9 protein-coding genes and 1 tRNA gene are annotated in these 12,536 nt (G+C 55.5%); 3 read left to right on the top strand and 7 right to left on the bottom strand.

Features of this window, described 5'->3' with window-relative positions; translation table 11 throughout:
• Positions 1-524 precede the first annotated feature (524 nt).
• A tRNA-Thr gene (locus FHC51_RS09695) sits at positions 525-600 on the bottom strand.
• A 296-nt stretch (positions 601-896) separates the two neighbouring features.
• Between FHC51_RS09695 and FHC51_RS09690 the strand changes: the two genes are divergently transcribed.
• Positions 897-3,545: an EAL domain-containing protein gene (locus FHC51_RS09690; protein WP_304608134.1), complete on the top strand. Its 2,649-nt coding sequence runs from the start codon at positions 897-899 to the stop codon at positions 3,543-3,545.
• Between the two features lie 18 nt (positions 3,546-3,563).
• On the opposite strand, the gene proA is transcribed toward FHC51_RS09690, so the two are convergent.
• Both proA and proB read right to left on the bottom strand, forming a co-directional pair.
• A complete protein-coding gene (gene proA, locus FHC51_RS09685) occupies positions 3,564-4,817 on the bottom strand; it encodes a glutamate-5-semialdehyde dehydrogenase (protein WP_220435400.1) in 1,254 nt (417 codons plus the stop codon).
• 10 nt (positions 4,818-4,827) lie between these two features.
• Positions 4,828-5,931, bottom strand: a complete 1,104-nt coding sequence (proB, locus tag FHC51_RS09680) for a glutamate 5-kinase (protein ID WP_103823956.1) — start codon at positions 5,929-5,931, stop codon at positions 4,828-4,830.
• Positions 5,932-6,235: 304 nt separating this feature from the next.
• Here proB and phoE point away from each other — a divergent pair, with 304 nt between their 5' ends.
• A complete protein-coding gene (gene phoE / locus FHC51_RS09675; RefSeq protein WP_114315829.1) occupies positions 6,236-7,288 on the top strand; it encodes a phosphoporin PhoE in 1,053 nt (350 codons plus the stop codon).
• Positions 7,289-7,350: 62 nt separating this feature from the next.
• On the opposite strand, the gene crl is transcribed toward phoE, so the two are convergent.
• The 3 genes from crl to gpt form a co-directional block, all read right to left on the bottom strand.
• Positions 7,351-7,752, bottom strand: a complete 402-nt coding sequence (gene crl, locus FHC51_RS09670; RefSeq protein WP_220435399.1) for a sigma factor-binding protein Crl — start codon at positions 7,750-7,752, stop codon at positions 7,351-7,353.
• 57 nt (positions 7,753-7,809) lie between these two features.
• The gene (gene frsA, locus FHC51_RS09665; RefSeq protein ID WP_103823953.1) at positions 7,810-9,054 is read right to left on the bottom strand and encodes an esterase FrsA; all 1,245 of its coding nucleotides are present in this window, start codon (positions 9,052-9,054) and stop codon (positions 7,810-7,812) included.
• 98 nt (positions 9,055-9,152) lie between these two features.
• Positions 9,153-9,611, bottom strand: a complete 459-nt coding sequence (gene gpt / locus FHC51_RS09660; RefSeq protein ID WP_032616685.1) for a xanthine phosphoribosyltransferase — start codon at positions 9,609-9,611, stop codon at positions 9,153-9,155.
• A 260-nt stretch (positions 9,612-9,871) separates the two neighbouring features.
• On the opposite strand from gpt, the gene pepD reads away from it, so the two are divergent.
• Positions 9,872-11,329: a cytosol nonspecific dipeptidase gene (pepD, locus tag FHC51_RS09655; RefSeq protein ID WP_103178385.1), complete on the top strand. Its 1,458-nt coding sequence runs from the start codon at positions 9,872-9,874 to the stop codon at positions 11,327-11,329.
• A 100-nt stretch (positions 11,330-11,429) separates the two neighbouring features.
• On the opposite strand, the gene dinB is transcribed toward pepD, so the two are convergent.
• Positions 11,430-12,488, bottom strand: coding sequence for a DNA polymerase IV (gene dinB / locus FHC51_RS09650; protein WP_220435398.1), 1,059 nt, complete (start codon positions 12,486-12,488; stop codon positions 11,430-11,432).
• Positions 12,489-12,536 lie beyond the last annotated feature (48 nt).

Below are 12,536 nucleotides of genomic sequence, written 5' to 3'. Positions count from 1 at the left end.
TTACGGTATTGCAGGGTGTAGTGATAAGCAGCGACATCACATCACTATTGTTCATCTGCTTGAAAAATCCGCTTAGACGTTAAAAGACAATAGTAGCCATTTAGCCCCGGCTGGTGATACCAATCAACGGGAGCTTTAGCGACTTCATCATGTACGCTCAAAAGCCATCTTATCAGGACGCTCGTGTATCCATATGGAACCGTGAGCCAGCCGGAGATAGAGCCTGTATATCGTTTACAGGGACGAGAATCACCATAAGCCTGTTTATCCCTCAGTAAGGGGCATCGGGGCTGAATGCGTGACTTCTAAGCGTTTATTGGGCAATTTTGAGACATTGGAAGTCATCAGCTTCGAGTTAAGCTTGTACCTGTTCGAGCTGTACAACTACAGGCCGTTACAGTTAACATCCCAATTGCCATATCAACCATAACGGCAGTTATGAGGGATGATTTACCGATTCTTATAGATGAATAAAAGGCAGATTTTTAAGTCTAAATTATTGATTTATAAGGATTTTTAAGTGATGGTGCCGATAATAGGAGTCGAACCTACGACCTTCGCATTACGAATGCGCTGCTCTACCAACTGAGCTATATCGGCTTTCAGGAGAGGTACTGCGGTGTAAAAGGGTAAGAAAAAGAGCCCACCTCGTCAACCCCTCCTCTTTTAGTCGTTGATTTTTACACCAACCCGCGCAAAAACCATTCAATTTAAAGGGCCATTTTCGCCTTTCTTCACATTTTGCGGCTATTTGCCCCCATCGGGAATGCCATCTTTCCCCGTTTCCCTTCAGAATCGGCTATCTTGAGTTTTACATTTTGACATCAAGCCCCGCCAGAACAGGTCGATACTAATTCTAATCGGAACACAGAAATGCCTGAGAGAGTGGGTACATAATGAATAAATTTTTTGTCACCGATGACATAGGCGGCACGGACCTTGAGCCGAGAAGAACCGCCAGCTTTATCAAGCGCGCCCTGCTGCTGATGTTTTCCCTGCTGGCAATGCTGTTTATTATCGCCATCATCGCGTTGCTGACGATCGTGCGAAATATCAATGAAGACAGCGATAAGCACAGCGCCATGCTGCTGCAAAAGGCCATCCATAACCGCGTCGATACCCTCACGACCCACATCAAAGATTACGCCTGGTGGGGCGAAGCCTACCAGCATCTGCACCCGAAGGTGGATACCGACTGGGCGTACACCCGTCAGAATATGGGCGCGACCCTCTGGCGCGATTTTGAGTACGAAGGGGTGTTTGTGCTGGATAGCCATGGGCAGACCCGCTACAGCGTCATCAACGGCAAGCTGGTGACCCGCTCTCTGCAAGCCTGGCTGGGCGACGATCCCCTGCCCGAGCTGATGCAGAAAATAAGCAAGCCGGACGCTATGCCCGTGTCCAGTACGGTGGTGATGAAAGGAGGCTATCCGGCGCTGGTGGCGGCGGCAAACATCACTACGGGTGATGACTCAAGCATCACGGCTGCCCCTGGTCCGGCCTCGGTACTGGTGTTTGTGGACGTGCTGGATGAGCACAAGCTCGCCGCGCTGGGTGAAGAATACGGTATCGCCCAGACCCGCGTGCAGCATACGGGCGCCCCAAAGCTGGAAGGACGACGCGGGGTAGCCACCCTTCCTGTTGATGGTCAGCAGGTTACGTTTGAATGGAAAAGCGAAAATCCGGGGCGGGAACTGCTGCGCTATATCCTGCCGCTGCTGATCCTGCTGGCGCTCTGCACCGCGATTCCCGGCGTGATGCTGGGACGTAACGCGCTCAAAAAGGCGCGCATGTATGATGAAAATACCTATCTACTGGCGCAGAACCGTCTGGCGCTCACCGCCAGCGAACGGCGTTTTCGTGACGTTGCCGAGGCGACCACGGACTGGATCTGGGAGACGGACACCGAGCTGCGTTTTACCTGGCTTTCGGAGCGTTTTCCGGGGATCACCGGGCACAGCATATCGGCCTGGATTGGCCGCCCGCTCAGCGAGCTGATGGAGGCCGAAAACCAGTCGCTGGCGGATTGGATCACCCTTCCCGGCCAGACGGGCCATCGCCGCCTGCTGCACTGCCGTTATCTTTCGGCGATGGGCCACCAGCGCTACTGCCATATTGCGATTAAACCGGTTATCGCGCCGGAGGGGATCACCGGCTACCGCGGCACCGCCACGGATGTCACTCTCGAAGTGGAGGCCCAGGCGCGCGTGGAGTACCTCTCCCGGCACGACGATCTCACCGGACTGCCCAACCGGGTGCGGATGCGCGAGTTCCTGGAGGGCAAACTGCGGGCGCAGCCTACGCAGATGCATCCGCTGGCGATGCTCAGCCTCGATCTCGATAAGTTCAAACCGGTCAACGATCTGTTTGGTCACAGTGCCGGTGATAGCGTACTGCATGAAGTCTCGACCAGGCTACGGGCCTGTATCCGCGATTACGATCTGGTGGCGCGCCAGGGCGGAGACGAGTTTATCCTGATTATCTCCGACATTCGTGACAGGAAGTACATTGATACCCTGTGCGAACGTATCATTGCCGAGATTACGCGCCCCTTCCTGATTAACGGGCATGAGATTGTCATCGGCGCCAGTATTGGCGTGGCTATCGCACCGCACGATGCTGTCGACGCGAGCGAGCTTCTGCGCTTCTCAGACATCGCATTGTACAAAGCGAAAAGCACCGGGCGTAACAAGTGGATGTTTTATACGCCCGAAATGGCCGAACAGATGGTACAGCGTCGCGAGATGGAAGAGAGTCTGCGCGAAGGGATTAAAAAAGAGCAGTTCCGTCTGGTCTATCAGCCGCGCTATGGTCACGACTCTTCGCGCATCATTGCCGTGGAGGCACTGGTCCGCTGGGATCACCCTGAGCTTGGCCTGATCATGCCGGATCAGTTTATCTCCCTGGCCGAAGAGACCGGGCTGATCATTCCGCTGAGCGACTGGGTGCTGAAAACCGCCTGTCGGGACGCACAGCAGTCGCTGCACGGTCTCTCCGTATCGGTGAATATTTCTGCCGTCGAGTTCCAGTCCTGGCAGGTCGTGGAGCGCATCAAAGACGCGCTCCAGATGTCGCAGTTAGATCCTTCCCGGCTGGAGATTGAAATCACCGAAAACGCCACCCTGTGGAATCCGGAAAACAGCCTTGAAATCATGCTGGCACTGAAGAAACTGGGCGTGAAGCTGCTGATGGACGATTTCGGCACCGGCTACTCCTCCTTGAGTTATCTGCGCAATTTCCCGTTCGATGGCATCAAGCTGGATAAATCGTTTATCGACGGCATGCCAGAGAGCGACAGCGCCAATACCATCGTCGAAAATATTATCGGTCTGGGTAAAGCGTTCTCGCTGAGTATTACGGCTGAAGGAGTGGAGACCGAAGGACAACTGCAAAAACTGATGATGATGGAGTGCGATGAAACCCAGGGCTATTTAATCAGCAGGCCGCTCAGCCTGACAGCGCTAAAACAGCAAATCGCCGCGCTGGACTCGGCGGCACAGGAACGGGCAGGTCATAACATCAGGAGTAGCGCGGGCAGCAGCTGAGGCTGCCCGCGAGGACAATCAGGCGCGAACGGTATCGTCGCCGAAGCCAATCCACTTGTAGGTGGTGAGCGCTTCAAGACCCATCGGGCCGCGGGCATGCAGCTTCTGGGTGCTGACTGCCACTTCGGCGCCCAGACCAAACTGGCCGCCGTCGGTGAAGCGGGTGGAGGCGTTGACGTAAACCGCAGACGAATCGACCTCGTTGATAAAGCGACCGGCATTGCTCAGGGTGCGGGTCAGGATTGCATCTGAATGCTGGGTGCCGTGTTCACGGATATGCGCGATAGCATCGTCGAGATCGGCCACCACCTTCACGTTCAGATCCAGCGACAGAAACTCGTCGTTGTACTGCTCCGCTTTCACCGGTTCAACCTTCGCCGGGCCGTTCTGCAGCTGCGTCAGCGCGTTGGCATCGGCATGCAGAGTCACGCCGCTTTCCGCCATCTGCTTGCTCAGTGCCGGCAGGAAGGTATCAGCGATGCCCTGGTGTACCAGCAGCGTCTCCACCGTGTTACAGGTGCTCGGACGCTGGGTTTTGGCGTTCACGATGATCTTGAGGGCAGGATCGAACTCGGCAGTGTCATCCACAAAAATATGGCACACGCCGATACCACCGGTGATCACCGGGATCGTCGACTGCTCGCGGCACAGCTTATGCAAACCTGCACCACCGCGTGGGATCAGCATATCGATGTATTTGTCCATGCGCAGCATCTCGTTGACCAAGGCACGATCCGGGCTTTCAATCGCCTGTACCGCCCCGGCTGGCAGGCCGCACTCTTCCAGCGCCTGCTGGATCACCTTTACCGTGGCGGCGTTGGTGCGCCAGGTCTCTTTCCCGCCGCGCAGGATGGCGGCATTGCCGGTTTTCAGGCACAGCGAGGCGACATCTACGGTGACGTTCGGGCGGGCTTCGTAGATCACACCGATCACCCCCAGCGGCACGCGGCGACGTTCGATGCGCAGGCCGCTGTCCAGCAGTCCGCCGTCAATCACCTGCCCTACCGGATCGGCCAGACTGCATACCTGACGCACATCGTCAGCAATGCTTTTCAGACGCGCGGGGTTTAATGCCAGGCGATCGAGCATCGCCTCGCTCAGGCCGTTGCGGCGGGCTTCCAGCAGATCCTGCTCGTTAGCGAGCAAAATCTCGTGGGACTGGGCTTCCAGATACTCTGCGATTTTTTCCAGCACGCGGTTTTTCTCGCGGCTGGAAAGGAGCGCCAGTTTATACGAGGCGGCTTTGGCGGCGGCGCCCATTTGTTCCAGCATGTCCTGCTCCTTAACGGGTGATCATATCGTCGCGATGGACAGCAACCGGGCCGTACTCATAGCCGAGAATGGCATCGATCTGCTGTGAATGGTGGCCTGCAATACGGCGCAGCGCGTCGCTGTTGTAGCGGCATACGCCGTGGGCAATGTCGCGCCCTTCCAGATTGCAGATACGAATCACTTCACCACGGGAGAAGTTGCCTGTCACGCTTTTAATTCCTTTTGGAAGCAATGAGCTGCCTCTTTCCAGAATAGCGGCGGTGGCGCCCTCATCCACGGTGAGCTGCCCGGCGGGCGGCGCGCCGAAGATCCAGCGTTTGCGGTTTTCCAGCGGCGTGGCTTCAGCATGGAAACGGGTGCCCACCGAAATGCCTTCCATGACGTCACCAATCACGCCCGGACGGCTGCCCGCGGCGATAATGGTGTCGATCCCGGCGCGGCAGGCCACATCGGCGGCCTGCAGTTTGGTCCCCATGCCGCCGGTGCCGAGGCCAGAGACGCTATCGCCCGCGATGGCGCGCAGCGCATCGTCGATACCTTTTACATCGGTGATAAGTTCAGCCTGCGGGTTGGTACGCGGATCGGCGGTGAAGAGACCTTGCTGGTCGGTCAGCAGCAGCAGCTTGTCCGCGCCCGCCAGAATGGCGGCCAGCGCCGAAAGGTTATCGTTATCGCCGACTTTGATTTCTGCGGTGGCGACCGCATCGTTCTCGTTAATGACCGGCACGATGTTGTTATCCAGCAGCGCGCGCAGGGTGTCGCGGGCGTTCAGGAAACGCTCCCGATCTTCCATATCGGCGCGGGTCAACAGCATCTGCCCGACGTGAATGCCATAGATGGAGAACAGCTGTTCCCAGAGCTGAATCAGGCGGCTTTGCCCCACTGCGGCCAGCAACTGCTTGGAGGCAATGGTGGCCGGGAGTTCGGGGTAACCCAGGTGCTCACGCCCGGCAGCAATCGCCCCGGAGGTGACAATCACAATACGGTGCCCTGCGGCGTGCAACTGCGCGCACTGGCGCACCAGCTCAACGATATGGGCGCGATTAAGGCGGCGCGATCCGCCTGTTAACACACTGGTACCGAGTTTTACCACCAGCGTCTGGCTGTCACTCATGATTCTCTGCCGTTCAACAATAAGGGAAATGATATCAATCAGACTTTTTATCAGGACTGGGGCCCGTTGCCAACCGCCATAACGCAGAGGTAACCACTTTGTTGCGCAGGATCAGGAAGCGTAGCGGCAGAATTTGACGGTTTTATTACTGAAATAAAAAAATACCCTTTTTTAAACTTATTCTGTATTTGTCATAAAACGTTCATTTCATCACGTTAAAACCCTTCCTGTTTTTTCACGGAACAAAAGCATGAGCTTACTGTTCAGCGAATATTAGCGCGTTTATAAGAAACCAGGATTGAAAATGAAAAAGAGTACTCTGGCATTAGTGGTAATGGGCGTTGTAGCAACTTCATCTGTACAGGCAGCCGAAGTGTTTAATAAAAACGGCAATAAACTGGACGTGTACGGAAAAGTGAAAGCGATGCGTTATATCAGTGATGATGATGCTAAAGATGGCGACCAGACTTATGTGCGTTTCGGCTTTAAGGGCGAAACTCAGATTAACGATCAGCTTACTGGTTATGGCCGCTGGGAAGCTGAGTTCTCCGGCAATAAAGCTGAAAGCGACGCTACGCAGAAAACCCGTCTGGCCTTTGCCGGTATTAAGCTGAAGGATTTCGGCTCATTCGATTACGGTCGTAACCTCGGTGCGCTGTATGACGTTGAAGCCTGGACCGATATGTTCCCGGAATTTGGCGGCGACTCTTCTGCGCAGACCGACAACTTCATGACCAAGCGCTCCAGTGGCCTGGCAACTTACCGTAATACCGACTTCTTCGGCGCCATCGATGGCCTGGATCTGACCCTGCAATATCAGGGTAAAAACGAAGGCCGCGAAGCCAAAAAACAGAACGGCGACGGTTTCGGTACCGCTCTGACCTATGACTTCGGCGGCAGCGACTTCGCCATCAGCGGCGCCTACACCAACTCTGACCGTACCAATGCCCAGAACCTGCTGGCGCGCGGCGAAGGTAAAAAAGCTGAAGCCTGGGGCACCGGTCTGAAATATGACGCGAACAATATTTATCTGGCAACCATGTACACCGAAACGCGTAATATGACGCCAATCTCCGGTGGCTTTGCCAATAAAGCGCAAAACTTCGAAGCTGTTGCGCAATATCAGTTTGATTTTGGTCTGCGTCCATCCCTGGGTTATGTCCAGTCAAAAGGCAAGGATATTGAAGGCATCGGTGATGAAGATATCGTGAAATATATCGACGTCGGCGCAACCTATTATTTCAACAAAAATATGTCCGCGTTTGTTGATTATAAAATCAACCAGATTGATGACGATAATAAACTGGGCGTGAGCAGCGATGATATCGTCGCGCTGGGTATGACCTACCAGTTCTGATTTATTCCCATAAAAAACCCGGCTAAGCGCCGGGTTTTTTTATTGTCTTTTTTACGCCGGGCTTATGCCGTCAGCTTCACCGGTTCATTGGTGAAATCATCAGCAGGCTCAAGTTTCAGATCGAACGTTGCCAGCAGCGTACGGGCTTTTTCGTGGAATTCACGCAAGGTGTGCTCAAGGCGCTGGATCACTTCCGGATCCTTAATGGCCATCGCCTGCCAGTGACCCTCTTTATTGAACAGGCCAAACTGATAGTTGTAGGTGAAGCGTGACTCTTCTGCTTCCATTTCCATCCACCATCCCCAGAATTCGCGCTTCTCCGGCGCTGGCTTTACGTTAACGCAAACAGCCAGGCAATCGAAAAAGAAGCGATTCTCTTCGCACTGCTCTTCGCGGATGTAGGGGCCAAGAGCCATAAACTTCTTGATCATCCTACTTTTCGGATGTCCACTCGGTAACGTCATTGCGATCTCCTTTTGTGAAGCCACTGTTTTACCAAACCCAAAAAAATTAGCAATCTCTTAACTCAATCTCTGATGGATCCAGCGCGTGATCTGCTGCAGTGCTTTGTCAAAATTCTCATACACCGGGCTGAACGGCACCTCCAGCAGCTTGCCATCCACAGATGACGAGGTGATTAAGCGGGACTCCTCTTCCGGGCTGAAGGGATCGTTTTTCCAGAAGCCAGAGAGCATTGGCGTAGGGCAACGGCGTCCCAGCAGCCCCTGCATTTTCAAAGAGTAGCGGTTGAGCTCTACGCGCAGCGCCTCGTCCGAGGCATCGTGCATACCCAGCCGGCTGGCCAGCACATCAAGGTACATTTCCGGCACGCTGCCCTGGCGGGCAGGTTCACTTAACAGGGCGTGAACCACCGGCCCCAGACAGGCCACCGCCTTCAGACGTGAAGATTCAAGATAGGCGAGACGGACAGCGACATTGGCGCCAAAGCGGAAACCAAACGCCGCTACGCGGGTGTGATCCACCCACGGGTTTTGCTCCAGCGCTTTCAGGGCATGCTGGTGGAGCAAGCTGGAATCCTGGGTCAGTTTCCATTTTGACGAAAAGCCAATAGAGGGCATGTCGAGGGTCAGCATCGCCAGCCCTTTTGGCGCAAAGTAGCGCTCATACAGGCTGTAGTAATCGGTCTGCAGGGAGTCGAGGCCGCCGCACATCATCACCGTCGGGAAGGGACCGTCGCCCGCGGGCATATGCAGGAAGCCGGTGACCGCCGGGCCACCGGGGATGGTAAAGCTGATTTCGCGCATCCGGCCTGGCAGGTGCTGGGCCGCCTCCTGATAGGCGCGGTTTGCCAGCGCCTGGGCCTGCTCTGCCAGTTCATCGCCTTTCAGGTGCGGGTAAGCCGCAATGCTGTAGAGATTAGAGGCGTGCAGCCAGTGCTGGCCGCTTAACAGAGGATCCTCCTCCTGGCTCGCCTTTTGCTGCCAGATCATCGCCTGTTTTGCCCATTCGTAGATCCAGTTGCCGCCGCGATAGCCTACCACCGTGTCGTACAGTTCGCTGTCGGTGCGCTCGGCCTGGCTCATGACGATACGCGCCTGCACGTCGAGAATTTCGCGGGGATCAACACCGCGCCAGATCCACATCAGGCGGTTAACCATGCGATACCAGTGCGGGACATTTTTGCCATCCAGCGCCGACTGCACTGACGGCTGTACACCGCTGTTAAAACGACGAACCAGCGTCGACGTTTCCGGGTGCTTGAATTTGGGCTTGAAGAGAATTTCGCTGAGATTCGCCTGGGACATTGCGCGCTGCCTCTATAAATACGTCAGAGAGGGTCATTGTAACGCGCCAGTGGCGAAAACAATAACGCCCGGCATCACCGGGCGTTAAAAAATCTGGATTAGCGGCCAGAAATAGGTGGGACGAATACGACGCCCATATCCCATGGCTGTTCGATCCAGGTATCCTGAGGGATATCAATGACATAATCGTCAACCAGCGGCTTACCGGCCGGTTTCGCGAAGATAGTGACGAAATGCGCTTTTGGATACATTTCGCGGATAGCCACTGCCGTACCGCCGGTATCAACCAGATCGTCAATCACGATGAAACCTTCACCATCGCCTTCAGCGCGTTTCAGCACTTTCAGCTCACGCTGGTTGTCATGGTCATAGCTGGAGATGCACACGGTATCGACATGACGAATACCCAGCTCACGTGCCAGCAGTGCCCCTGGTACCAGGCCGCCGCGGCTGACAGCGATGATGCCTTTCCACTGTTCGGATGGCATCAGGCGTGCAGCCAGTTTACGTGCATGAATCTGCAACATGTCCCAGGTGACGATGTATTTTTCGCTCATGTGAATTGTCCCAGCCTGTGTTTATACGGCTTAAAAAGTGTTCGAGGGGGAAAATGGTTGCGCGAGATTATAGAGATCTGAAGCACTAAAAACCAGTGCTAAGCGGTTACAGCGGGAGTTTTTACTTGCTTACCCCTACCAGCCGACAGAGAAAGTGGTATTCTCAAACCCACCTCGCAAGTCTGACTTGTGGTAACTCTAAACCTGCTAACCCCGTGACCTGCAAGATTGTCTGCAGGAGATCGACAAGGAGACTTACTGTGTCTGAACTGTCTCAACTATCGCCACAACCGCTGTGGGATATTTTTGCCAAAATTTGCTCCATTCCTCACCCTTCCTATCACGAAGAACAGCTTGCCGAACACATCATGGGCTGGGCGAAGGAAAAAGGGCTGCACGCCGAACGCGACCAGGTTGGCAACATTCTGATCCGCAAACCCGCCACCGCAGGCATGGAAAACCGTAAACCGGTTGTGCTGCAGGCGCACCTGGACATGGTGCCACAGAAAAACAACGACACCGTTCACGACTTCACCAAAGATCCAATTCAGCCTTACATCGACGGCGAGTGGGTTAAAGCCCGCGGCACCACCCTGGGTGCGGATAACGGCATCGGTATGGCCTCTGCGCTGGCGGTGCTGGCCGACGATAGCGTTGAGCATGGTCCGCTGGAAGTGCTGCTGACCATGACCGAAGAAGCCGGTATGGATGGCGCGTTTGGTCTGCAACCGAACTGGCTGCAGGCGGATATCCTGATCAATACCGACTCCGAAGAGGAGGGCGAAATCTATATGGGTTGCGCAGGCGGTATCGATTTTATCTCCACGCTGCCACTGACCCGTGAAGCGATCCCGGCAGGGTTCCAGACCTTTAAGCTGACGCTGAAAGGGCTGAAAGGCGGCCACTCCGGCGGTGACATCCACTTAGGTTTAGGCAACGCCAACAAACTGCTGGCCCGTTTCCTGGCCGGTCATGCTGCCGAGCTGGATCTGCGTCTGGTGGATTTCAACGGCGGTACGCTGCGTAACGCTATCCCACGTGAAGCGTTCGCGACCGTGGCGGTTGCCGCAGACAAAGCCGATGCGCTGAAAAAGCTCTCCGCCGTTTATCTGGACATCCTGAAAAACGAACTGGACGCCAAAGAGAAGAACCTGACCGTGGTTCTGGAAGCGAGCACCAGCGATAAAGCCGCGCTGACTGAACAGTCCCGCGACCGCTTTGTTCAGCTGTTGAACGCCACGCCAAACGGCGTGATCCGCAACTCTGACGTGGCGAAAGGCGTGGTGGAAACCTCCCTGAACGTCGGTGTGGTGACCATGGCTGACGACAGCGCAGAGATCATCTGCCTGATCCGCTCCCTGATCGACAGTGGGAAAGATTACGTGGTGAGCATGCTGGAATCTCTGGGCAAACTCTCTGGTGCGCAGACCGTCGCCAAGGGCAGCTACCCGGGCTGGCAGCCAGATGCGAGCTCGCCGGTGATGGCGCTGGTGCGTGAAACCTATCAGCGTCTGTTCAACAGCACGCCGAACATTCAGGTGATCCACGCTGGTCTGGAGTGTGGTCTGTTCAAAAAACCGTACCCGGATATGGATATGGTGTCCATCGGGCCAACCATTACCGGTCCGCACTCTCCGGATGAGCAGGTTCATATCGAAAGCGTGGGCCATTACTGGACCCTGCTGACGGAACTGCTGAAAGCGATCCCGGCGAAGTAATCAGCCGACTGATGCCCGGCGGCACTGCGTTTGCCGGGCCTACAAGGTCAACGTCGTTTGTCATTTGTATGCCCGGTAAGCAAAGCGCCACCGGGCTTTTTTACAGCCCCAGCACCAGTTGCCGTTCAAGCTGCGGATCCAGCAGCGTGACATGTAATCCCACCAGCCGAACCCCGCGCCCTGCCCGACGCTCTTCCCAGGTTTTCTTCGCGGTGGCGATCAGATCGTCCTTGTTGAGCCGCGGCCAGACGTGCTCCTGCGTGGTTTGCTGAAAGTCGTTGAACTTCAGTTTTACCCCCTGCCGGGCAATCAGCAGATCCGGTTTGACCTTCGCCAGCCGCCGTTCCAGTTCCGGATAAAGCTGTTCGACAATGATGGTTTCACAGGCTGCCCACTCGTGGATATCCTCAGCCAGGGTCCGTTCCACACCGACCGATTTACGCAGCCGCTCGCTGTTAACGTTGCGCTCGTCAATGCCCTGGCTTCGCTCCCAGAGCACCCGGCCAAACTTACCAAAGCGCTTAAGTAACATGCCCAGATCGCTGTTCTGCACATCCTCGCAGGTGCGCAGTCCCATCTTCTCCAGCTTTGCCGCAGAGACTTTACCCACGCCGGGGATCTTGCTGAGCGGCAACGTTTTGATAAATGCCGGGACCTCGTCGGGGGTGATCACATACTGACCGTTGGGCTTATTGAGATCCGAGGCAATTTTGGCAAGAAATTTTACCGGGGCGACGCCCGCCGAGGCGGTGAGCTGCAGTTCATTGAAAATCGTCTGGCGGATCTCCTGCGCCATCAGCGTGGCGGAGCCGTGACAGTGCAGGCTGTCGGTGACATCCAGATAGGCTTCATCCAGCGACAGCGGTTCAATCAGGGAGGTGTAGCGGGAAAAGATGTCGCGGATATGGCTGGAGGCTTCTTTGTAGGCATCGAAGCGTCCCGGTAATAAGGTGAGGTGTGGGCAGAGTTTTAACGCCATAGTGGTTGGCATGGCGCTGCGCACGCCAAACTTACGCGCCGGATAGTTAGCGGTACTGATCACGCCACGCCGCTCGCGACTGCCGCCAATGGCAATGGGGATATCCCGCAGCGCCGGGTTATCCCGCATCTCCACCGCAGCAAAAAAACAGTCCATATCGACATGGATGATTTTGCGCATCGTCTTCACCACATCTGTAATTACATCCAGTATAACAAAGTACAAAAA

Origin of the sequence: Leclercia sp. EC_58 (assembly GCF_019584355.1) — a bacterium.
Taxonomy (GTDB): domain Bacteria; phylum Pseudomonadota; class Gammaproteobacteria; order Enterobacterales; family Enterobacteriaceae; genus Enterobacter.
The sequence above is the reverse complement of the archived record's forward strand: the minus strand, read 5'-3'. Positions and strand labels throughout refer to the sequence as shown.